Consider the following 22,768-nt stretch of genomic DNA (forward strand, 5'->3'; position numbering starts at 1 on the left):
GTAAAGTGCCCACTTCTCAAAACTCGTTCGGTGACACCCGTCACACCGACCCTGTCTTGCCAACCGTACGCCCGGCCAACTAAAGGCCTTTCGCGGCCCGGAGGCGCATGCCGGCGGCCGGCGGTCAGGGTGCGCGGGGTCCTTCGTCGTCGCGTCTGCCCTCGTTCCCCCGCCCGGCCCCCGGAGCACCCTCTGCTGGCGTCGGTGGGTCGGGGAGCGGGGCTGCCGGTGCGGCGCCCCTTCCGGGGGCTTCGGTGGCGTTCTCGGACGTTCCGGTCGGTTCGGGGGCACTGTCGTTCCCCGGGTCCGGGTGCGGCGCCTGTGGGGCCGTCACGGGCTCCATGGCGAGCCGCAGCAGGCGATGGCAGATCGGGCAGTGACGGGTGATGTGCCGGTAGCCGGATGCGGCCGCCAGATGGGCGCGCAGCAGCGCGCGGGTCTCGTGCCGTGCCGCGGGCGCAGACATGCGTGCGACCTCCCCGTGGGCCGGACCGCCCCGCACCGAGGGAAACAGGGGCAGTCTCTGTTCTATGGGGTTACCCGCGACAGATGCCGCCGTCAAGACGCACGAAAGCCCGGATCCAGAGGATCCGGGCTTTCGTCATATGCGGTCCTGACGGGATTTGAACCCGCGGCCTCCACCTTGACAGGGTGGCGAGCACTCCAAACTGCTCCACAGGACCAGGTTTTCGCGGCTGCCTTGCGGCTGGCTGCGAAAACAGACTGTACAGGAGGTCGGAGGGCCAGGTCGAACTCACCCGTGGTGGCGACTCCGTCACGGCACGGAAACGGGCTGGTTCACGGTGCCGCGGCGTCGATCGCCTTCACGATCCGCTTGTCCGAGACGGGCTGTGCCGTGCCCAGGGCGTGTGCGAAGTAGCTCACCCGCAGCTCCTCGATCATCCAGCGGATGTCCAGGACGTCCTGCGGCACGGGCCTTCCCTGCGGCAGCTGTTCGAGCAGCCAGGCGTACTCGTCCTGCATCTCGTGGACCTTCTCCATGCGCGTGGTGTCGCGCTGGACGTTCGTCGGCATCTGCTGCAGCCGGCGGTCCTCGGCGACCAGGTAGCGCATCAGGTCGGGCAGCCTGCGCAGCCCGGTCATCGTGACGAACCCGGGCGGTACGAGGCGGGCGAGGTGGTCCCGTACGTCCGTGACGTTGTTGATCAGGACCAGGCTGTTCGTGGCCTTCAGCCGTCGCTCGCAGGCCTGCCAGGCCGCGAGGATCTGCTGCACCTGCTTGATCGTGCGCACGGTCAGGTCCACGAGGTCCGCGCGCACCTTGTCGTACAGCTTCCGGAAGGACGCCTCGTCCCAGGCGGGGCCGCCGTGCGCGGCGATCAGCCGGTCGGCGGCGGCCGTCGCGCAGTCGTCGAAGAGCGCCTGGATCGAGCCGTGCGGATTGCGGGACAGGGCCAGCTTCTGCTGGTTGCTGAGCGTGTCCGAGGCGAACTTCGCGGGGTTCACCGGGATGTTCAGCAGGATCAGCCGCCGGGTGCCGCGCCACATCGCCTGCTGCTGCTCGGCCTCGGTGTCGAAGAGCCGTACGGCAACGGTCGCGCCCTGGTCGACCAGCGCCGGGTACGCCTTGACCGGCTGGCCGGCCCGCCGGGTCTCGAAGGTCCGGTTCAGGGTGCCGATCGTCCAGTCCGTGAGGCCCGAACGCTCGATGGACTCACCGGTGGGCCCCGCGGTCGCCGCGGCGGCCTGGGAGAGGGCCTGGCGGGCCTTGGGGCGCAGCTGGACCCGCAGCGCCTCCAGGTCCTTGTCCTCCGCGACCTTGCGGCGCCGTTCGTCGACGATCCGGAAGGTGATCTTCAGGTGGTCCGGGATGCGGGACAGGTCGAAGTCGTCGGCCGTGACCGGGACGCCGACCATGCGCTGGAGCTCGCGGGCCAGGGTGAACGGCAGCGGCTCCTGCAGGGGTACGGCCCGGTCCAGGAACGTGTCCGCGTAGTTCGGCGCGGGGACGTAGTGCCGGCGGATCGGCTTGGGCAGCGAGCGGATCAGCTCGGTGACCACTTCCTCCCGCAGCCCCGGGATCTGCCAGTCGAAGCCCTCCGAGGTGACCTGGTTGAGCACCTGCAGGGGGATGTGGACGGTCACGCCGTCGGCGTCCGCGCCCGGCTCGAACTGGTACGTCACCCGGAACTTGAGCTTCCCCTGTCGCCAGGAGTCCGGGTAGTCGTCCTTGGTGACGGTCCCGGCCTTCTCGTTGATGAGCATCGAACGCTCGAAGTCCAGGGCGTCCGGCTCGTCCCGGCGCTTGTGCTTCCACCAGGAGTCGAAGTGCGCGCCCGAGACGATGTGCTCCGGGATCCGCTGATCGTAGAAATCGAAGAGCGTCTCGTCGTCCACGAGGATGTCGCGACGCCGGGCGCGGTGCTCCAACTCCTCGACCTCGCCGAGCAGTTTGCGATTGTCATGGAAGAACTGGTGGTGCGTACGCCAGTCGCCCTCGACCAGGGCGTTCCGGATGAACAGATCGCGGGACGCCTCCTGGTCGATACGGCCGAAATTGATCTTGCGCTGGGCGACGATCGGCACTCCGTACAGCGTGACCCGCTCGTACGCCATCACCGCCGCCTGGTCCTTCTCCCAGTGCGGCTCGCTGTAGGTGCGCTTCAGCAGGTGCTGGGCGAGCGGTTCGATCCACTCCGGCTCGACCTTGGCGTTGACCCGCGCCCAGAGCCGGGACGTCTCGACCAGTTCCGCCGACATCACGAAGCGCGGCTGCTTCTTGAAGAGCGCCGAGCCCGGGAAGATCGCGAACTTGGCGCTGCGGGCACCGAGGTACTCGTTCTTCTCGGTGTCCTTCAGCCCGATGTGCGACAGCAGGCCGGCCAGCAGCGAGGTGTGCACCGACTGCTCCGGCGCGTCCTCCTCGTTGATCTGGACGCCCATCTGCTTGGCGACCGTACGCAGCTGCGCGTAGATGTCCTGCCACTCACGGATGCGCAGGAAGTTCAGGTACTCCTGCTTGCACATCCGGCGGAAGCTGGAGGAGCCCCGCTCCTTCTGCTGCTCCCGGATGTAGCGCCACAGATTCAGGAACGCCAGGAAGTCGGACGTCTCGTCCTTGAAGCGGGCGTGCTGCTGGTCGGCCTGCGTCTGCTTCTCCGAGGGCCGTTCGCGCGGGTCCTGGATGGAGAGCGCCGCGGCGATCACCATGACCTCGCGGGCGCAGCCGTTCGTGTCGGCCTCGATGACCATGCGGGCCAGCCGCGGGTCCACCGGCAGCTGGGAGAGCTTGCGTCCCAGCGGGGTGAGCCGCTGCCCCTTCCTTCCCTCCTGGGGGGACTTCTCCTCCAGATCCAGCGCACCCAGTTCCTGGAGCAGCTGGATGCCGTCGCGGATGTTGCGGTGGTCCGGCGGGTCGATGAAGGGGAACTTCTCGATGTCGCCCAGGCCGGCCGCGGTCATCTGGAGGATGACGGAGGCGAGGTTGGTGCGCAGGATCTCCGGGTCGGTGAACTCCGGACGGGTCAGGAAGTCGTCCTCGGAGTACAGCCGGATGCAGATGCCGTCCGACGTACGGCCGCAGCGGCCCTTGCGCTGGTTGGCGCTGGCCTGCGAGACCCGCTCGATCGGCAGCCGCTGGACCTTGGTGCGGTGGCTGTAGCGGGAGATCCGGGCGTTGCCCGGGTCGATCACGTACTTGATGCCGGGAACGGTCAACGACGTCTCCGCGACGTTCGTTGCCAGAACGATCCTGCGGCCCGTGTGGCGCTGGAACACGCGGTGCTGCTCGGCGTGCGACAGGCGCGCGTAGAGCGGGAGCACCTCCGTCTGCCGGAGATTCCTCTTGTTCAGCGCGTCCGCGGTGTCACGGATCTCCCGCTCACCCGAGAGGAAGACCAGGACGTCGCCGGGTGCCTCCGACAGGAGCTCGTCGACGGCGTCGCAGATCGCGGTGATCTGGTCGCGGTCGGAATCCTCGCTGTCCTCTTCGAGGAGGGGGCGGTAGCGCACCTCGACCGGGTACGTACGCCCGCTGACCTCCACGATCGGCGCCGCGCCGAAGTGCTTGGCGAAGCGCTCCGGGTCGATGGTCGCCGAGGTGATGACGACCTTCAGATCGGGACGCTTGGGCAGCAGCCGGGCGAGATAGCCCAGCAGGAAGTCGATGTTCAGCGACCGCTCGTGGGCCTCGTCGATGATGATCGTGTCGTACGCGAGGAGCTCGCGGTCCGTCTGGATCTCGGCCAGCAGGATGCCGTCCGTCATCAGCTTCACGAAGGTGGCGTCCGGGTTCACCTGGTCGGTGAAGCGCACCTTCCAGCCGACGGCCTCGCCGAGCGGGGTCTTCAGCTCGTCGGCGATCCGCTCGGCGACCGTACGGGCGGCGATCCGGCGGGGCTGGGTGTGCCCGATCATGCCCCGTACGCCGCGCCCCAGCTCCATACAGATCTTGGGGATCTGCGTGGTCTTGCCGGAGCCGGTCTCACCCGCGACGATCACGACCTGGTGGTCGCGTATCGCCTCCAGGATCTCGTCCTTCTTCTGGCTGACCGGGAGCTGTTCCGGGTACGACAGGACCGGCATCCGGGCGGCGCGTCCTGCGAGCCGCCCGGCTGCTTTTCCGGCCTCGGCCGCGATCTCGTCCAGCACGGACTGTCGGTCCTCGGGCTTACGGATGCGGCGGGCACCCTCGAGACGACGGCCGAGCCGGTGCGCGTCGCGGAGCGAGAGCTGCCCGAGCTGGGACTGGAGATCGGCAAAGGAAGTAGACATACGGATCCCAGGATCTCACCCGGGCGCGAGGAGTGGCGAACGCATTTCACGCGGACGCCTCTCATGGGCCCCCGGTGGCGGGCTCCCACCCGGATTCCGGCACGCCGGTGGCCGATCGCGTACCGCGCCGGTGACCGAGAGGGCGCGCCGGATCACAGCACGTACCATTTCGGGCAACTGATCATCCGTACCTCGACCGAGGCGGTCCCATGTCCCGTGCGCGGTGGCGCTGCCTGACGGCGGTGCTCGCGGTCGTACTGGGGCTGCTCTGCGCACCCGCGACGACGGCGGCCGGCACGGGCACGCTCCCGGCCGTGGCCGCCGCCGGGAACACGGGCATACCGGGCTGCGACCGGAACAGGGACCACGACGGCACCCACCCCGTCCTCCCCGCCCGGACCCGCGCCCCGCACGACCAGGCGCCGGGCCCCGCCGCGGTGGGCCTGCCCGCCGTCACCGACCGGGCCCGGGTCACGCTGCCGGTGCGGCTCGCCGTACGCGGTCCGCGTCCCGCCACACCCACACCCGTCGAGCTTTCCGTGCTGAGGGTGTAGGCGGACCCGCCTCCCCTTCTCTCCTCTCCCGCAGAAACCCACGCACCAGCACGGAGTGCCGCATGCCCACGCCCACCCGCCGGACATCCAACAAGCCGCTCGCCTTCGGGGCCGCCGTCGTCCTCGCCGCAGGCCTGCTCGGCTTCGTCTCCTACCGGGCCACCGCCCCCGACGGCACCGCCTCCGGTACCACCGCCGTCAGCACGACCTCGGAACCGGACGCCGACATGTACGCGGAGCTGGCGGAACTCGCCCGGCGCGACGCGGGCGACAAGCTGGCCCAGGGCCGCACCGACGCCCCCGTCGTCCTCATCGAGTACGCCGACTTCAAGTGCGGCTACTGCGGGAAGTTCGCCCGCGACACCGAACCCGCACTGATCAAGAAGTACGTCACCGACGGCACCCTGCGCATCGAGTGGCGCAACTTCCCGATCTTCGGCAAGGAGTCGGAGGCCGCCGCACGTGCCTCCTGGGCGGCCGGACAGCAGGACCGCTTCTGGGCCTTCCACCGGGCCGCGTACGCCGAGGGCGCCAAGGAGAAGGGCTTCGGCAAGGAGCGGCTCAGGGCCCTCGCCCTGCAGGCCGGCGTCAAGGACCTCGACCGCTTCGTGCGCGACACCGACAGCAAGGACGCCGCGGACGCGGTCGGCAAGGACCAGGAACAGGCGTACGGAATCGGCGCCACGTCCACTCCGTCCTTCCTCATCAACGGCCGCCCGGTGGCCGGAGCCCAGCCGATGGCCGTCTTCACCCAGGCCATCGAAGCCGCAGCGGCCGAGGCCGCCAACGTGGGCAGCGCCGGAGAACCCGCGAAGTGACCCTGGACATCGGATACTTCGCGGCCCTGCTCGGCGGGCTTCTCGCCCTGGTCAGCCCGTGCAGCGCCCTGCTGCTCCCGGCCTTCTTCGCCTACTCCGTCGACTCCGCCTCACGGCTCCTGGCACGCACGGGCATCTTCTACGCCGGACTCGCCACCACCCTGGTACCGCTCGGCGCCGCCGGCTCGTACGTCGGACGGCTCTTCTACGGGCACCGCGACGCCCTGGTCCTCGGCGCGGGGTGGCTGATCATCGGACTCGGCCTCGCGCAGATCGTGGGCCTGGGCTTCGCCTCCCGCCGGATCGCCGCCCTCAGCGGCCGGATCCGCCCCACGACCGCGCTCTCCGTCTACGCCCTCGGCGCGGTCTACGGGCTGGCCGGCTTCTGCGCGGGCCCGATCCTGGGCAGCGTCCTCACCGTGGCGGCCGTCAGCGGCAGCCCCGTGTACGGCGGACTGCTGCTCGCCGTCTACGCGCTGGGCATGGCCGTTCCGCTGTTCGTGCTCGCGCTGCTCTGGGAACGCTTCGACCTCGGCCGCCGCGCCTGGCTGCGCGGCCGGACACTGCGAGCGGGCCGCTTCGAACTGCACAGCACGACCCTGCTCTCCGGCCTGTTCTTCATCGGGCTCGGGATGCTCTTCCTCATGTACGACGGGACGACCGCGCTGCCGGGACTGCTGGACGTCGACGACTCGTTCGCCGTCGAGGAGTGGGCCCGGAACATCGGCCGACGGGTGCCCGACGCGGTGGCGTTGGGAGCCGTGGCGTCGGTGGCGCTGCTGTTCCTCGGGGCGCAGGCGTGGCGGCGGCGCAAGGTACGGAAGGAAGAGGAAGTGGCCTAGGGCCTGACAACGGCGAAGGCCCCGTCCATCGGACGGGGCCTTCGGGTGGTGGCTGGGGCCGGGATCGAACCGGCGACCTATCGCTTTTCAGGCGATCGCTCGTACCAACTGAGCTACCCAGCCACGCAGCTCGTACGGGCTGCAGCGGTCCTGACGGGATTTGAACCCGCGGCCTCCACCTTGACAGGGTGGCGAGCACTCCAAACTGCTCCACAGGACCAAGCAATGTGCGAGACAAGTCTCGCACACAGTAAAGCGTGCCCCCAACGGGATTCGAACCCGTGCTACCGCCTTGAAAGGGCGGCGTCCTGGGCCACTAGACGATGAGGGCTAAGGGCCCACCTGCGCGCTTTCCAGCGCGTCGGGGACGTGAGAAGCATATGGGATGCGGGGAGGTATCGCCAAAACGGTTTACGGGGAGGTGTTGGAGACCGTCGGGGAGGGCGAGGGATCGGCCAGGTTCTCCTCCGGGAGATGGCGGCTGACCTCGGCCGTCGTGAGGCCCAGACCGCCCAGGGTGATCTCGTCCCAGGCCTGCAGGTGCCGGGTGGCGCGGTCCAGGTAGAGCACCGAGGCGCGCACCTTCTCGGGCTTCTCGTTCTGTACGGCGCGCAGCCCGCCGCCGCCCGTGGATCCCTCGACCTTCAGCCGCGTGCCGAACTTCAGCAGTTCGTTCACCCGGTGGTGCACATGGCCGGCGAGCACGAGGGGAACGGTGCCGTCGGTCTGCCGCGCCGCGTTCGGGTCGTGGGCCACCGCGATGTCCACCGGGGTGCCCGCCCGCTGCTGGTCGCGGAGCGCGGAGGCGAGCCGAATGCCGGCCAGCTCCGCGGCCGCCCTGCCGCCGGTGGGGCGCGAGCGGTCGGGGGTGAACTGGGGGTCGCCGGTGCCCGCGATCCGCAGCCCGCCGACGTTCACGGCGCTGCCCTCGTCGAGGACGTGCACGTTCTTGAGGTTCTTCAGGTAGGCCTGGGTGATCGTGGAGTCGTGGTTGCCCCGCACCCACACGTAGGGCGCGCCGAGGTCGCGAATGGGGTCCAGGAAGCCGTTCTCGGCGGCGGTGCCGTGGTCCATCGTGTCGCCCGAGTCGATGATCACGTCGATCTCGTACTGCTCGACGAGCGAGCCGATGATGTGCCAGGCGGCGGGGTTGAGGTGCACGTCGGACACGTGCAGGACCCGGATGGTGGCGGGGTCGGGCTGGTACACGGGGAGCGTGGACGTGGCGTCGTACAGCTTGGTGACGTTGGTGACGAGCCGGGCCAGTTCCTGCTGGTAGACGTCGAATTCGGTGACGATCGAGCGGGCGTCACCGACGACCGAGGGGGCGCTGGAGAGCAGCCCGGAGAACTTGGGCTCCAGGACGGACTTCGGATTCCAGGTGGCGTACGCGCTGATGCCCGACGCGGCCAGGAGCGCCAGTGCGAGCCCTCCGGCGGCCAGTGCGCGGCGCGGCCGGCGGTAGACGGCGAGGCCGAGCGCGGTGGCACCGGAGACGACGGCCACGCAGGAGCGGACGGCGAGTTCCCGGGTGCCGGCGGCGACGTCCCCGGTGACCTCGTCCTGGAGGCCGGCGAGGCGTTCGGGGTGCTTGACCAGGGCCTGGGAGCGCTCCGGATCCAGTTGGTCGACATCGACGTCGAGACGGACCGGGGCGACGTGGGAGTTCAGCTCCAGGGCGCCGAGCGGCGACACGTTGATCTTGGTGCCGCCGCTGAGTGAGGGGCGCAGGGTCATCGTCGTGTCCATGGGCCCCACCGGCGTACGCACACTGCCGACGATCAGCAGCCCCAGCCAGGCCCCCAGCACGACGACGGCGAGCAGGCCGAGCACGCGCGTGTACGGGTGCGGGGTGGCGGCGAGCGTGCTGACGGGGGCGGTGGAGCGGGCGCGGTAGTGGTGCCGGATGCGGACGACTGCGGCGCGGAACGGGTCGCGGGCCATTGGGCCCGTATGCCCCGATCGGGCGCCGTACATGCGGACCCGGTGGGAGGGGTGGGCCGGGCGGGTGGCCGCGCACCCGTGCGCTCTGCCCGATCAGGTCCGGTGCGGCCCGCCCGCCACGGCCGGTCGTACGTGACAATGGCGGGGTGCTGGAGATGACGCGCGAGGAGTTCGAAGAGCTGGTGAGTCTGGCTCTTGACCGGGTCCCGCCGGAGCTGATGCGGCTGATGGACAACGTCGCGGTGTTCGTCGAGGACGAACCGGAGCCCGGGGACCCCGATCTGCTGGGGCTCTACGAGGGCACGCCGCTCACCGATCGCGGTGAGTGGTACGCGGGGGTGCTGCCGGACCGGATCACCATCTACCGCGGGCCGACCCTGCGGATGTGCGAGTCGCGCGAGGACGTCGTCGCCGAGACCGAGATCACGGTGGTCCACGAGATCGCCCACCACTTCGGCATCGACGACGAGCGGCTGCACGCGCTGGGCTACGGGTGAGCACACGGGAACCCGGTCGCCGGCCGCCCGTCGACCCTGACGTCGACCTCTCCGTACCCGCGCAGCGTGCGGAGACCGAGGGGGGCGGCCGGTGGCGGGTCCCGGCGGTGATCGCGGCGGGAGGCGCGCTGGGCGCCACGGCCCGGTACGCGGCGACCCTGGCCTGGCCGGCTGCCGAGGGGGCGTTCCCCTGGGCGGTCTTCGTCGTCAATGTGACGGGGTGTGCCCTCATCGGGGTGCTGATGGTGCTGGTCGCCGAGCGGGGGACGGTCACGCATCCGCTGGTGCGGCCGTTCCTCGGGGTCGGGGTGCTCGGTGGATTCACCACCTTCTCGACGTACGCCGCCGACGTGTCGGAGCTGCTGGTGCGTCAGGAGGTACTCGTGGCGATGGCGTACGCGACGGCGACGGTCGTGGCGGCGCTCGGAGCGGTGTGGGGGGCGTCCGCACTCACGCGGGTCCTGGTGGACGGGCGGGACGCGTGAACTGGCTGCTGGTCGTCATCGGAGGCGCCGTCGGTGCGCCGTTGCGCTATCTGACGGACCGTGCGGTGCAGGCCCGGCACGGGGCGGGGCTGCCGTACGTGTTCCCGTGGGGGACCTTCGTCGTCAACGCGGCGGGCAGCCTGCTGCTCGGGGTGCTGACGGGGGCCGCCGTATCCGCACATACGTACGCCTTGCTGGGTACGGGGCTGTGCGGGGCGCTGACGACGTACTCGACCTTCTCGTACGAGACGCTGCGGCTGGCCGAGACCGGCCGGGGCTTCCTGGCTGCGGCCAATGTGGTGGCGTCCCTGCTGGTGGGCCTCGGGGCCGTGTTCCTGGGGGCGGAACTCGCGGGGGGCTCGGGCGGCTTCGCGGGCCCGGAGGGCTTCGGCGCCTGACCGGCCGGGAGGCGCCCCGGGCCTGTGCGGGTGTTGTGTCCGTGCGTGTCCCCGGCGGGGTCGGGGGAGTTGGACACAGCGTCCCCCCGACCCGCCCCTGCTCCGCAGTCTCCCGCCCCGGAGGTGCCATCCCGTGCGCCAGTTGTCCGCCCCCTTCCGTTGGGCAGCCGTCACCGCGCTGACGATCGCCGCGTCCACAGGCTGTATGAGCGTCGGTGAGGACGCCGGGAAACCGGCTCCGTCCCGCTCGGCCGGCCAGAAGGGGACGTCGGCCGAGCCGGGCGGTGACACCGCGCCCGGTTCGGGCCGGGCCGGCCTCGGCGGCGGCCACGCCGGGGCGCAGTCCGAGCGCCACGCCGCCCGCAGGGCGTCCCCGGGTGCCTCCGGGGCAGCCCCGTCGGCGACCCCGGGGGATGCCCGTGCGGTACCCGGCTCCGGTACCCCGGTGCCGTCCGGGGGCGGGCACCTGCCCACCCCGGAGCCCAGCACCCCGGGGCCCGGCGAACCGCCGCCCCCGCCGGTGGTTCCGGAGGAGCCTCCGCCCGCTTCCGATCCGGAGCCCTCGCAGCCACCGGAGGAGCCCTCCGCCTCGCCCGCCGCGCACTCCCGCAACGATGCGACGGGCGCGCGCGACCGGGTGGAGGTGTGGCCCACTCCGGAGGTATCACCGCAGGTCGCGCCGGTGTGAGGGGGCCCGGTTTGCGCAATGTGGGGGAGAGTGCGTATGGTAGTAGATCGTTTGATCCCATTGCCCGGCGCCGACACAGAAGAGCGCCGTGTGGCGCGTACTCTCCCTTGCCGTGGCTGGACCGCATTGAGGCGGTCGAAATTGCGAAAACACGGAGTTACGGGCGCGTGCCGAGACTCCGGAAGGTTTCGCATTTCGCATGTCAATTTCCAGTTCTGACCACACCGTCATGCCCGAGAACGTCGAGAACAACGAGCTCGTGGAGCTCGCCGAGGCCGTAGTGGCCGCGGCTCCCGAGGCCGCTGTGGCCGTCGTGGACGCTCCCGCCGAGATCCAGGCCCCTGCCGCCGACGCGGAGCTCTCCGACGAGGCCGCGGAGGACGCCGCCGACGCCGAGCCGACCATCACGTTCGCCTCGCTCGGACTGCCCGACGGCATCGTCCGCAAGCTCGCGCAGAACGGTGTGACCGCCCCCTTCCCGATCCAGGCGGCGACCATCCCGGACGCCCTGGCCGGCAAGGACATCCTCGGCCGCGGCCGTACCGGCTCCGGCAAGACGCTCTCCTTCGGTCTGCCGACCCTGGCCTCGCTGGCCGGCGGTCACACCGAGAAGAAGAAGCCCCGCGCGATCATCCTCACGCCGACCCGTGAGCTCGCGATGCAGGTCGCCGACGCTCTGCAGCCCTACGGCGACGTCCTCGGCCTGAAGATGAAGGTCGTCTGCGGCGGTACGTCGATGAGCAACCAGATCTACGCGCTGGAGCGCGGTGTCGACGTCCTCGTCGCCACCCCGGGCCGTCTGCGCGACATCATCAACCGCGGTGCCTGCTCCCTGGCGAACGTCCAGGTCGCGGTCCTCGACGAGGCCGACCAGATGTCCGACCTGGGCTTCCTGCCCGAGGTCACCGAGCTGCTCGACCAGATCCCCGGCGGCGGCCAGCGCATGCTCTTCTCCGCCACCATGGAGAACGAGATCGGCACGCTCGTCAAGCGTTACCTGAGCAACCCGGTCACCCACGAGGTCGACAGCGCCCAGGGCAACGTCTCGACGATGTCGCACCACGTCCTCGTCGTGAAGCCGAAGGACAAGGCGCCGGTCACCTCCGCGATCGCCGCCCGTAAGGGCCGCACGATCATCTTCGTCCGCACCCAGCTGGGCGCCGACCGTATCGCCGAGCAGCTCATCGAGTCCGGCGTGAAGGCGGACGCGCTGCACGGCGGCATGACGCAGGGCGCGCGTACCCGTGTGCTCGAGGACTTCAAGAAGGGCCTCGTCAACGCGCTCGTCGCCACCGACGTCGCCGCGCGAGGCATCCACGTCGACGGCATCGACCTGGTCCTGAACGTGGACCCGGCCGGCGACCACAAGGACTACCTGCACCGCTCGGGCCGTACCGCCCGTGCCGGCAAGTCCGGTGTCGTCGTCTCGCTGGCGCTGCCGCACCAGCGTCGCCAGATCTTCCGCCTCATGGAGGACGCGGGCGTCGACGCCTCGCGTCACATCGTGCAGGGCGCGGGCGTCTTCGAGCCGGAGGTCGCCGAGATCACCGGTGCCCGTTCGCTGACCGAGGTCCAGGCCGACTCCGCGAACAACGCGGCCAAGCAGGCCGAGCGCGAGGCGGCCGACCTCACCAAGCAGCTGGAGCGCGTCCAGCGCCGTGCCGTCGAGCTGCGCGAGGAGGCCGACCGTCTGGTCGCCCGTGCCGCCCGTGAGCGTGGGGACGACCCCGAGGCAGCGGTGGCCGAGGTCGCCGCCGAGGCCGAGGCCGCTCTGCTGGCCGCCGCGGCCGTGCCGGAGCAGCCGGCACCCCGCGAGGACCGTCGTGACGAGCGTGGCAACTACGGCCGTCGTGACGACCGTGGCGGCGACCGCGGTGGCGACCGTGGTGGATACCGCGGTGGCAACGACCGTGTCGGCGAGCGCAGTGGCCGCCCGTCCGGCGCGAACGGCTACCGGGGCAACAGCGACCGCCCGTCGTTCCGCAGCAGCAACGACCGTCCGTCCGGTGGCGGCTTCCGCTCCGGTGGCGGCGAGCGTCGTGACGACCGTGGCGGCCGTTCTTTCGAGCGTCGTGACAACGACCGCCCGGCGTTCCGCGAGCGTCGTGACGAGCGTCCCTCGGGCGGCTTCCGCTCCGGTGGCGGCGAGCGTCGTGACGACCGTGGCGGCCGTTCCTTCGAGCGTCGTGACAACGACCGCCCGGCGTTCAACCGCGACAACGACCGCCCCTCGTTCAACCGCGACCGTCGTGACGACCGCCCCTCCGGTGGTTTCCGCTCCGGCAGCAGCGACCGTCCGGTCAACCGTGACCGCCGCGACGACCGTCCCTCGAGCGGCTTCCGCTCCGGTGGCGGCTCCGACCGTCCGGCCGGCCACCGCGGTGGCACCGGCACGGGTACCGGCACCGGTACCTTCGGCCGCCGGGACGACAAGCCGCGCTGGAAGCGCAACGGCTGACCGTCGCTGACCGACTGATCCGCAGGGCCCGTACGACACTCCGGTGTTGTACGGGCCCTGCGGCGTTGAACGGGTTCGAAACTTCTCTCGATTTCTGTGAAGATCCTGTTAGGATCCGTCCACTCGCGTGGGGGGCTACGTGCCGGGGGGCAGGTCCGAGCGGCCAAGCGTGTCCGGAACGGTTCGGTTCCGATGACAGCTCCTTCTACTTCCCCATGCCTGCGTGCTGTTCAGTCCATGGGAGGAACCCGAGTGGCCCACCGTGCCCTCAGTTCAGGCGTCATCGCCGCATCGCTCGTGCTGTCCGTAACCGGAGGCCTGTCGCCGGCTGCCGCCGTGCCCCAGGGCGCACGGAGCACCGTCCCGGCCGCGACGGCCGCAGCGGCCGACCCCGTGGTGGTGCCGGCCGCGCTGCGCGGCACCGTGCAGTCCTTCAACCTCGTCGCCACCGGCGGTGCCCGCGACGCCGACGCCGTCGGTGAACTGGGCGTCTTCAACCGCCCGTCCGCCACGACCGGTTATCGCTGGACGCGTTTCTCCGACGGTGCCCACGTTTCCGCGGGCCCGACGGGCAGTGGCATCCTCGTGAAGGTGTACGGGACCGGTACCGACACGATCGCCTATCAGCGGGCGGACGAGGTCGAGCTGCGCGACATGGTGGCGGGCACCACGACGTTCGTGCCGATCCCCGAGGGGCTCACCTTCGCCGGCGTCTACGGGCACACGGTCGTCGCCGTGAAGCTGGTGACCACGGAAGCCGACGGGACGACCAGCACGACGGCCACCGAGGTACACCTCCTCGACATACGGGCCGACGGGACGACGCGGGACCGCACGGTCACCGGCCTCCCCGAGGGCGCCAGATACGCGGGTGCGGCCCAGACCGCCGCGACGGGCGACGAGAGCGGCGTCCTGCTGCGCTACGTGCACGACGGGGTCGCCCGGATGGCGATGGTCGACTTCGGAACCGCGCACATGGCCGGCAGCTCCGCCCGCATACAGGGGAACGCGCCCGGTTACCTTCTGACGCCCCGGTACGTGGTCTTCTACTCGTACGGCAGCGACTCGACGATCAGCGTGCTTCCCCGGATCGACATCGGTGCCGCTCCGAGGGTCCTCACCGCACCGGCGCCCACCGAGCGCAACGGCTACCACCTCGCCGTCGTCGGCGACTGGCTGCTGCACAACAAGGGGAACAGCGCGCTGATGGCCACGCCTCTCGACGGCGGACCCTCGCGTCAGCTGCTCGGTAAGGCCAGAACGGAGATCGCGGCCGCCCAGGACGGTTCCGCCGTGGTCGTCGGCGGAGCCACCGGCTACGCGTCGGACGCCACGTGGGGGACGTACCGCGTCGTGGAGGGGCCCGACGGGGCGCCGGAGCTGACCCGTGTGGTCGACCTGTCCGCACCCCCCGTGGACCTGGAGGGCATCGGACTGGCAGCCGGCAAGCTGACTGTCGCTTCCCGCCCCGGGTCGTCCCGCGTGGGCACGGAGAGGCAGATCGCCGTCCAGGGGACCCCGTCCTACGGCCCGGCGGTGCCTTCGTTCATCTCGTTCTCGACCGAGTGCGGTCCGGAGGACCCGGACTGTCACGCCATCCACGGCACCCAGTGGGGAGCGCCCGTGGTCCTGAACCGGCAGCCGTCCGGCGTCGGGGACGAGATACGCATCTCCGGCTGGGGGAACATCCGCACCGGCCTCTCCGGAGGCACGCTCACGGACACCGACGGTGCCTGGACCGTTTACACACACGCAGCCTCGGAGCAGCAGTTCGTCTACCGGAGCAACGCATCGGAGAAGGTGCTGACCCGGACCCCCGTGGCCTCCGCGGTGTGGGCCGACACGCTGTGGAGCGCGGGTACGAAGCCGGGCACGGTCACCTCGTACGACCTGGCAACGCGCCGGACGACGGCGACGGTCGATCTCGGCTCGGGCTGTGTACCGCAGGAACTCCAGGCGCTGGGGCGCTGGTTGTACTGGACGTGCGGACCCTCCGGCGGCGCCGGGGTGCTCGACCGTACGACGGGGAAGTCGATCGCGGTGCCCGTCGGCGAGGCACTCCTGGGGGACGGATATCTCGTACGCCACGACAAGGCGGCCGGAAAGCTGGTGCTGACCGACTTGGTGTCCTCGGCGGCGACCGGCGCGGCGGTGACCCGCGTGGTCGCGGACCTGCCCGCGACGGCGAACCCGCAGCGGCGGGTGGCGTGGACGGTCGACAAGTACGGCGGGCACCTCGCCTACGCGGACGCGGAGCAGCGGGTGCACATCGTGCCGACCGGGGTGCCGACCCAGCCGCTTTCTGCCCGCGACGAGTCGTGGACGGGAGGGCCTGGCACCATGGCGGGCCCCTGGACGTACGACGGGAAGCTCTCCAAGCCGGCCTCGTCGTGGAAAGCGGTCTTCACGGACCGGCGGACCGGGAAAGCCGTCCGCACCGTCACGGGCGGCGAGGTGCGGGGGGAGCTCCGGGGGAGGTGGGACGGCGAGACCGATGCCGGACCGCTCGCCGTCAACGGCCGGTACGGCTGGACGCTCACCGTTCAGCCGGCCGACGGCCACGGTGCGCCGTTGGTCCGCAGCGGCGAGGTCGCCCTGACCGTGGGGGCCGCGGCCTGGCGGGACTTCGGCCGGGACGGACTCGGTGACCTCTTCGTCGCTGTGCAGGAAGGCATGGTCGGACAGCGGGACGGCAAGCTGCCCGGCTCGGTGGGCCCCCTCAAGGGCTCATGGGGAGTTCTCGACGCGGACGCGAAGAGGGTCCTCCCGACGGGCGACCTCGCCGGTGACGGGTGTAACGACTACATGGTCGCGCAGACCGACGGCACCCTGTTGCGGATCGACGGTCTGTGCGGCGACGGCGGTGTCGACAGGGATGCCGTGAAGATCGGCACCGGTTGGAAGGCGTACGACATGTTCGCCCCCGGTGACATCAACGGTGACGGGATCCCGGACCTGCTGGCCCGTCAGCAGTCCACCGGATACCTCTTCCTGTACCCCGGCGACGGCAAGGGCAGGCTGAAGGCCCGTACCCAGATCGGGGTCGGCTGGAACGGGCTCACGGTCGTGGGAGCGGGCGATCTGACCGGCGACGGCTTCGGTGACCTGCTGGTCCGCGACAAGGCCGGGGTGCTGTGGCGCTACGCCGGAACGGGCAAGGGCAGGGTCGCCCCCAAGGTGCGGATCAGCTCCGGGTGGCAGCAGTACACCGCGCTCGCGGCGGTCGGTGACGTCACGGGCGACGGCAGGAACGACTTGTTCGCCAGGGACAAGGCCGGGGTGCTCTGGCGGTACAAGGGCACGGGGACGGGCACGTTCGCGGCGCGGGCCAAGGTGGGCCCGGGCTGGAACACCTACCTCACGATCTTCTAGCGCCGCAACGGGCGGGGCGAAGGGCGCATGCCGTGCCCCCGGCGAGGGCATCGCTGGGGGCATGACAAACGACGAAGCAGCAGTCACGAAACCCCCACCCGATGTCCCATCGGGGCCCGCCGCCCCCACCACGGACGAGGAGCGGCTGGCCCAGCTGGGCTACACCCAGGTGCTCGCGCGCCGGATGTCCGCCTTCTCCAACTACGCCGTCTCCTTCACGATCATCTCTGTGCTCTCCGGCTGCCTGACGCTGTACCTGTTCGGCATGAACACCGGCGGCCCGGCCATCATCACCTGGGGCTGGGTCGGCGTCGGCCTGATGACGCTGTTCGTCGGCCTGGCGATGGCGGAGATCTGTTCGGCGTACCCGACGTCCGCGGGCCTGTACTTCTGGGCCCACCGCCTCGCCCCACCGCGCTCGGCGGCGGCGTGGGCGTGGTTCGCCGGCTGGTTCAACGTGCTCGGCCAGGTCGCCGTCACCGCCGGGATCGACTTCGGTGCGGCGTCCTTCCTCGGGGCGTACCTGAACCTCCAGTTCGGCTTCGAGATCACCCCGGGCCGCACGATCCTGCTGTTCGCGGCGATCCTCGTCCTGCACGGCCTTCTGAACACCTTCGGCGTCGGCATCGTCGCCGTCCTCAACAACGTCAGCGTCTGGTGGCACGTCGTCGGTGTCGCCGTCATCGTCGGCGCCCTCACCTTCGTACCGGACTCGCACCAGTCGGCGTCGTTCGTCTTCACCGAGTTCGTCAACAACACCGGCTGGGGCAGCGGCTTCTACGTCGTGATGATCGGCCTGCTGATGGCCCAGTACACCTTCACCGGGTACGACGCCTCCGCCCACATGACGGAGGAGACCCACGACGCGGCCGTGGCGGGCCCGCGCGGCATCGTGCAGTCCATCTGGACCTCCTGGATCGCCGGCTTCGTGCTGCTGCTCGGCTTCACCTTCGCCATCCAGTCGTACGACGGCGCGCTGAACTCCCCGACCGGAGCCCCGCCGGCCCAGATCCTCCTGGACGCGCTCGGCGCCACCACCGGCAAGCTCCTGCTGCTCGTCGTCATCGGCGCCCAGCTGTTCTGCGGCATGGCCTCGGTCACCGCCAACAGCCGCATGATCTACGCCTTCTCACGCGACGGAGCCCTGCCCTTCTCCCGTGTCTGGCACACGGTCAGCCCCCGTACCCGCACCCCCGTGGCGGCGGTCTGGCTGGCGGCGCTCGGCGCCCTGGCGCTCGGTCTCCCGTACCTGATCAACGTCACCGCGTACGCCGCCGTGACGTCCATCGCGGTCATCGGCCTCTACATCGCCTACGTCATCCCGACCCTGCTCCGCCTGCTGCGTGGCGACGACTTCACCCCCGGCCCCTGGCACCTGGGCCGCTGGTCCCGCCCCATCGGGATCGTCGCGGTTGCCTGGGTCGCGGTGATCACGGTGCTGTTCATGCTGCCCCAGGTGTCCCCCGTCACCTGGGAGACCTTCAACTACGCCCCGCTGGCCGTATTGGTGGTGCTCGGCTTCGCAGCCACCTGGTGGCTGGCCTCGGCCCGCCACTGGTTCCTCAAACAGTCCCATCCCGACCACAAGGCCGTGATCCCGGACGAAACGGAAGGCTGATCCCCCAGGCCGCGGCACGACAGGGCCCGGCACCCGATACCCGATCGGCTGCCGGGCCCGGGCGGGCTATGCTCGGGGGGTGATCGCTCAGGGGCCGTTAGCTCAATTGGTCAGAGCAGCGGACTTTTAATCCGTTGGTTGTGGGTTCGAGTCCCACACGGCCTACGCGACGCAGGGAGGGGCAGCCCCCTCCGGCCTGCGACTCAGCGCCTCGACCGGCTTCGGCCGGTCGAGGCGCTTCGTCGTTCCCGGGGCCGTCGAGGCGCGCCCCGCTGTGGAACCTCTCCCGAATAGAGGGAGTTGTGCCCCTCGCCCGACGTTCCCGCAGGCCCGCACCTCCGCCGGGCCTGCGGGAACTTCTTTTGTCCAGCGCATTGACGGCGGCACCGGGCCGACTTACCTTCATCGCGTTCGTATGTCATATATGAGACGCGATACAAGAGATCTGAGACCCGCCATGCAGACAGGCCCGAGCCCGGCCCCCTCCCGCACCGGACGGCCGCGCCGTGAGCAGGCGCCGAAGGTCCCGGCCGGTGCAGGCAGACGGCCGCCGTCCTGGCCGACGCGTACGTCGCCCGCCGCGCGGGGCTGACAGACCACCTCCGATTTCCCCGACGGTGCCCGAGCGCGTCCCGTACGGCTTCGGCCCGCGGTGACCCGCTCGCCCCGGGGACCCCTGACCGTGAGCACTCAGAGAAGAGAGCCGACCCATGAACAAGCACCGCAGCCGCCGCCTCGCCTCCGCGATCTCCCTGGCTTCCGCCCTGGCCCTGACCGCCACTGCCTGCGGTGACGACGGCAGCGGCATGGCCGGAGCGACGGGAAGCGAAGGCAAGGGCACCGGACACATCGTCTTCTGGGACGAGAACGGAGGGGTCCGTACGGCGGTCTGGAAGGAGATCATCGCCGACTTCGAGAAGGCCAACCCGGATGTCGATGTGGAGTACGTGGGCCTTGCCTCCACGGAGGCGCAGTCCAAGTACGACACCGCCATCCAGGGCGGGGGTCTGCCGGACGTCGGCGGTGTGGGGGCGGCCATGGTCGCGGGCATCGCCGCGCAGGACGCGCTCGAGCCGCTGGACGAGCGGCTGGGGAGGAGCAGCCTCAGCGGCAAGCTCAACGAGGCGATGATCGAGAACGTGAAGGCCGCCGGCGGCCGGGACACGATGTACACGGTCCCGATCTCCGCCACCAACGGCGTCCTCTACTACCGCACCGACCTGTTCAAGAAGGCGGGCCTGGGCGAGCCCGCCACCTGGGACGAGTTCTACAAGGCAGCCGCGAAGCTGACGGACAGGAAGAAGAACGTCTTCGGATACACGATCCGCGGCGGCCCCGGCTCCATCGCGCAGGCCCTGGACGCGATGTACGGGCAGTCCGGCATCGACTCCTTCTGGGACGCGGCCGGGGAGAAGACCACGGTCGACGACCCGAAGAACGTCGCGGCGCTGGAGAAGTACGTCGGTCTGTACAAGAAGGCCACACCCGAGGCCGACCTCAACAACGACTTCACCAAGATGGTCGCCCAGTTCGACTCCGGGGACATCGGCATGCTCAACCACAACCTGGGCTCCTACCAGGACCACGTGAGCACGCTGGGCGCCGACAAGTTCCGCGGCATTCCGCAGCCCGAACTGGCCGACGGAACCCGGGTGATGGTCTCCAACCCGGTCTCCGGTCTGGGCCTGTTCAAGTCGTCCGAGAACAAGGCGGCGGCCTGGAAGTTCATCGAGTTCGCCGCCTCCCACGCGGCGAACTCCAAGTTCAGCGAGTCGGCCGGCCTGATACCCGCCAACGAGGAGGCCGCCGGGGACGCCTGGATCGACACGTCCGAGACCACAAAGCTCGGTGCCGAGGCGCTGTTCTCCGGCAACACGAAGATCGTCCAGCTCCCGTACTACCTGCCCGACTGGAACACCCTGTCCAAGGCGGACAGCGAGCCGAACTTCCAGAAGGTGCTGCTCGGCAAGATGAGTGCCGAGGACTTCCTGGGCTCGCTGGCCGAGCGGCTCAACGAGGCCCAGGCGGAGTGGAAGCAGCAGCAGGGCAGCTGACGCCCGGCAACCCGTCACCGCACGGCGCCCCGCCACGAGCGTGAGCGGGGCGCCCTGTCGTCAGTCGTCCAGGGTGGGCAGCCGTTCCGGGTCGGTGAGCGCCTGCGAGGCCACGGGGTGCGCCCCGGCGCGGACGTGGGAGGACTTCCTGGCGGCGCGCGTGGGCAGGCCCTAGTCGAGGCCCTCCGCCCGGAGGGCGTACATCAGGAGGAAGGTCCGGTAGGTGTCGGCGGACACGTCCAGGCAGATGTCGGGCCGGAGCGTGGCGGTCGACGTGTTGTCGAGGGCACGCTGACAGGCCGCCTCGGTCTCGGCCTCGGAGGGGATGTTCGACAGGTACGCGGCGAGCAGAAGGGCCGCTCCGAGGGCGACGACGGCGATTCGGATGCGCATGGTCTTCCAACGACCGCACGGCCCGGCCGGTCACTCGGGCCCTTGCTCACCGGGCCCTGTCGATCAGCCGGCCCCGTTGCTCACCGGGCCCGCCGGTCGTCCGTGCGCCGCGGACCGCCCCGGCCCGTCGCTCACTCGGGTTCGTCGAGGAGCGGCGGCAGATCGGGCTCGATGAACAGGCCGGCGTACTGCGGAGAGGGCAGGGGAGCGGCCGTGCCCGGGGCGGCGAGCTGCGCGCCCGTGTCCGCGGCCGTGCCGTTGGAGTGCCGCTGCGTCGTGCGTGCGGGCATGTCGGTCATGGAGTGTCCTGTACGTAGGTGTGCGGTGAGAGCCCCGTGACCGAGCCGATGGTGTGATGCCGGACTGGTCCCGACCGGTACGACGACGATGTGTGTCGCTTCCGGTGTCGCGCCGCTCCGGGGGCGGCCGGATCATCATGCGGTGCATGCAGACTGTAACCCTCGGAGCACGGCTTTCCCTCTGTATTGCCGTGGTCGGTGTGAGGGTCAGTGACCCGGGTTGGGCTCGATGTTCTGGTTTGCGTGGAAGAGATTGGGCGGGTCGTAGGCCTGCTTGACCTCGGCGAGCCTGTCGTAGTGGCCGCGGTAGGTCGCCCGGACCCGGTCCGGCGACTCGCCCGCACCGATGAAGTTCACGTACGCGCCGCCCATGGAATGCGGGTGCAGCGCGTCCCAGTAGTCCACGGCCCACTGCCGCAGCGCCTCCGCGTTGTCCGGGTCGGGGTCGATGCCGGCGATGACACCGGACCACACGGCGTCGCGGTAGGCCCATGCGGTGTCGTCGGCCCCGACACGGCCCGCGGCCCCGTCGACGGGGTAGAGGTGCATGGTCGACAGGCCGGTGGGGAGTGCTTCCGCGTACCTGGCGTGCACGTCGACGGCGTCGTCCGTGACCCGGTCGAAGAAGGCGCCGCGCCAGTACCACTGGAGGCCCGTGGGGATCAGCTCGTCGAACATGGCCTGCAGCGCCGGGTAGGGCATCGGCGTCGTGAAGTGGAAAGCGGGCTTGCCCGGTTCGTTCACGACCGCGAGGGTGTCGCCCAGGGCCTCCGGGTCCGCCGTCGAGGACCAGACGACGCCGCACACCTTCTGTCCGTGGAGCTCCTCCGGGAACGGGGGCGCGGGCGGGACGGTCATCGACGCGAAGAAGCCGTACAGGTCGTCGGGCGCCTGCGGCAGGAACTCGCGGTACCACCGCAGTACGTCGGGAAGGAGGTCCAGCGGCCACACGGTGATGCCGACCCCCACGTTGTCCACGGGGTGAAGTTCGAAGTCGAACGACGTCACGATGCCGAAGTTCCCGCCGCCGCCACGCAGCGCCCAGAACAGGTCCGCGTTCTCGCTCGCGTTCGTCGTGACGAAGCCGCCGTCGGCCAGGACGACGTCCGCGGACACCAGGTTGTCCGCCGTGAGGCCGTACTTGCGGGTGAGGTAGCCGTGTCCGCCGCCCAGGGTGAGACCCCCGACTCCCGTCGTGGACATGATGCCCGCGGGGGTGCCGAGTCCGAATGCGTGGGCGGCGTGGTCGAGATCGCCCAGCTTCGCCCCGCCGTCGACCTGCGCGGTCTGGGTGGCCGGGTCGACGCGTACGCCGCGCATCGGCGACAGGTCGATCGTGACGGCGTCGTCGGCGAGGCAGAGACCGGGTCCGCTGTGTCCCCCGCCCATCACCGCCACCTCGAGGCCGTGCGTGCGCACGAAGTCGACGGCTGCCATGACGTCCGCCGTGTCGTGGCACCGGACCACGGCCGCAGGTCTCCGGTCGATCATGGCGTTGTAGATCGTGCGGGACTGTGTGTACTCCGGGTCGTCCGGGCCGATGACAGGGCCGCGCAGTTCGGTCCGCATCGCTTCGAGTGTGGTGCCGTCCATGACCGTCTCCTTGCCGAAGTG

The 22,768-nt window shown here is 70.4% G+C and carries 17 protein-coding genes and 5 tRNA genes; 12 read left to right on the plus strand and 10 right to left on the minus strand.

Going from position 1 to position 22,768, the window contains the following annotated elements; genetic code table 11:
- Positions 1–124 precede the first annotated feature (124 nt).
- The 3 genes from ACFW9O_RS08610 to hrpA all read right to left on the minus strand — a co-directional run bounded on the left by ACFW9O_RS08610 (position 125) and on the right by hrpA (position 4,734).
- Positions 125–466 (minus strand): DUF6274 family protein, encoded by a 342-nt coding sequence (locus ACFW9O_RS08610; protein ID WP_384606536.1) that lies wholly within the window; start codon positions 464–466, stop codon positions 125–127.
- Positions 467–608: 142 nt separating this feature from the next.
- Positions 609–683, minus strand: a tRNA-Asp gene (locus ACFW9O_RS08615).
- Between the two features lie 115 nt (positions 684–798).
- Positions 799–4,734: an ATP-dependent RNA helicase HrpA gene (gene hrpA, locus ACFW9O_RS08620; RefSeq protein WP_384606539.1), complete on the minus strand. Its 3,936-nt coding sequence runs from the start codon at positions 4,732–4,734 to the stop codon at positions 799–801.
- A gap of 209 nt (positions 4,735–4,943) precedes the next feature.
- Here hrpA and ACFW9O_RS08625 point away from each other — a divergent pair, with 209 nt between their 5' ends.
- The 3 genes from ACFW9O_RS08625 to ACFW9O_RS08635 all read left to right on the plus strand — a co-directional run bounded on the left by ACFW9O_RS08625 (position 4,944) and on the right by ACFW9O_RS08635 (position 6,948).
- Entirely contained in the window at positions 4,944–5,288 is a 345-nt protein-coding gene (locus ACFW9O_RS08625; protein WP_384606542.1) for a hypothetical protein, read from the plus strand.
- Between the two features lie 62 nt (positions 5,289–5,350).
- Positions 5,351–6,106: a DsbA family protein gene (locus ACFW9O_RS08630; RefSeq protein WP_384606544.1), complete on the plus strand. Its 756-nt coding sequence runs from the start codon at positions 5,351–5,353 to the stop codon at positions 6,104–6,106.
- Entirely contained in the window at positions 6,103–6,948 is an 846-nt protein-coding gene (locus ACFW9O_RS08635) for a cytochrome c biogenesis CcdA family protein (RefSeq protein ID WP_384606546.1), read from the plus strand. Before ACFW9O_RS08630 ends, ACFW9O_RS08635 begins: the two co-directional genes overlap by 4 nt.
- A gap of 46 nt (positions 6,949–6,994) precedes the next feature.
- Here ACFW9O_RS08635 and ACFW9O_RS08640 read toward each other — a convergent pair.
- The 4 genes from ACFW9O_RS08640 to ACFW9O_RS08655 all read right to left on the minus strand — a co-directional run bounded on the left by ACFW9O_RS08640 (position 6,995) and on the right by ACFW9O_RS08655 (position 8,892).
- A tRNA-Phe gene (locus tag ACFW9O_RS08640) sits at positions 6,995–7,071 on the minus strand.
- Between the two features lie 22 nt (positions 7,072–7,093).
- Positions 7,094–7,168: transfer RNA gene (locus ACFW9O_RS08645), tRNA-Asp, on the minus strand.
- A 38-nt stretch (positions 7,169–7,206) separates the two neighbouring features.
- Positions 7,207–7,279, minus strand: a tRNA-Glu gene (locus tag ACFW9O_RS08650).
- An 80-nt stretch (positions 7,280–7,359) separates the two neighbouring features.
- Positions 7,360–8,892 (minus strand): metallophosphoesterase, encoded by a 1,533-nt coding sequence (locus ACFW9O_RS08655; protein WP_384606549.1) that lies wholly within the window; start codon positions 8,890–8,892, stop codon positions 7,360–7,362.
- A 146-nt stretch (positions 8,893–9,038) separates the two neighbouring features.
- On the opposite strand from ACFW9O_RS08655, the gene ACFW9O_RS08660 reads away from it, so the two are divergent.
- From ACFW9O_RS08660 to ACFW9O_RS08700, 9 genes are all read left to right on the plus strand, one after another.
- Complete coding sequence (locus ACFW9O_RS08660) at positions 9,039–9,389, plus strand: metallopeptidase family protein (protein WP_329208828.1); 351 nt, start codon at positions 9,039–9,041, stop codon at positions 9,387–9,389.
- Positions 9,386–9,874, plus strand: coding sequence for a fluoride efflux transporter FluC (locus ACFW9O_RS08665; protein ID WP_384606552.1), 489 nt, complete (start codon positions 9,386–9,388; stop codon positions 9,872–9,874). The genes ACFW9O_RS08660 and ACFW9O_RS08665 overlap by 4 nt, the downstream gene beginning before the upstream one ends.
- Complete coding sequence (locus ACFW9O_RS08670; RefSeq protein WP_384606555.1) at positions 9,871–10,272, plus strand: fluoride efflux transporter FluC; 402 nt, start codon at positions 9,871–9,873, stop codon at positions 10,270–10,272. Before ACFW9O_RS08665 ends, ACFW9O_RS08670 begins: the two co-directional genes overlap by 4 nt.
- 133 nt (positions 10,273–10,405) lie before the next feature.
- The gene (locus ACFW9O_RS08675; protein ID WP_384606558.1) at positions 10,406–10,960 is read left to right on the plus strand and encodes a hypothetical protein; all 555 of its coding nucleotides are present in this window, start codon (positions 10,406–10,408) and stop codon (positions 10,958–10,960) included.
- A 199-nt stretch (positions 10,961–11,159) separates the two neighbouring features.
- Positions 11,160–13,418: a DEAD/DEAH box helicase gene (locus ACFW9O_RS08680; protein WP_384606561.1), complete on the plus strand. Its 2,259-nt coding sequence runs from the start codon at positions 11,160–11,162 to the stop codon at positions 13,416–13,418.
- A 252-nt stretch (positions 13,419–13,670) separates the two neighbouring features.
- Positions 13,671–16,790, plus strand: coding sequence for an FG-GAP repeat domain-containing protein (locus ACFW9O_RS08685; protein WP_384606563.1), 3,120 nt, complete (start codon positions 13,671–13,673; stop codon positions 16,788–16,790).
- Between the two features lie 61 nt (positions 16,791–16,851).
- Complete coding sequence (locus tag ACFW9O_RS08690) at positions 16,852–18,408, plus strand: amino acid permease (protein WP_351166918.1); 1,557 nt, start codon at positions 16,852–16,854, stop codon at positions 18,406–18,408.
- Positions 18,409–18,499: 91 nt separating this feature from the next.
- A tRNA-Lys gene (locus ACFW9O_RS08695) sits at positions 18,500–18,573 on the plus strand.
- Between the two features lie 545 nt (positions 18,574–19,118).
- Positions 19,119–20,462, plus strand: coding sequence for an ABC transporter substrate-binding protein (locus tag ACFW9O_RS08700; RefSeq protein WP_384606567.1), 1,344 nt, complete (start codon positions 19,119–19,121; stop codon positions 20,460–20,462).
- 171 nt (positions 20,463–20,633) lie between these two features.
- Here the strand turns inward: ACFW9O_RS08700 and ACFW9O_RS08705 are convergent, their stop codons facing one another.
- From ACFW9O_RS08705 to ACFW9O_RS08715, 3 genes are all read right to left on the minus strand, one after another.
- Positions 20,634–20,855: a hypothetical protein gene (locus tag ACFW9O_RS08705; protein ID WP_329208818.1), complete on the minus strand. Its 222-nt coding sequence runs from the start codon at positions 20,853–20,855 to the stop codon at positions 20,634–20,636.
- 131 nt (positions 20,856–20,986) lie between these two features.
- Positions 20,987–21,154, minus strand: coding sequence for a hypothetical protein (locus ACFW9O_RS08710; protein WP_356423651.1), 168 nt, complete (start codon positions 21,152–21,154; stop codon positions 20,987–20,989).
- Positions 21,155–21,361: 207 nt separating this feature from the next.
- Positions 21,362–22,747 carry an FAD-binding oxidoreductase gene (locus ACFW9O_RS08715; protein ID WP_384606570.1) on the minus strand — a complete coding sequence of 462 codons (1,386 nt, stop codon included), beginning with the start codon at positions 22,745–22,747 and terminating at the stop codon, positions 21,362–21,364.
- Positions 22,748–22,768: the final 21 nt, after the last annotated feature.

It is taken from the genome of Streptomyces sp. NPDC059499, assembly GCF_042749285.1.
Lineage (GTDB): Bacteria > Actinomycetota > Actinomycetes > Streptomycetales > Streptomycetaceae > Streptomyces.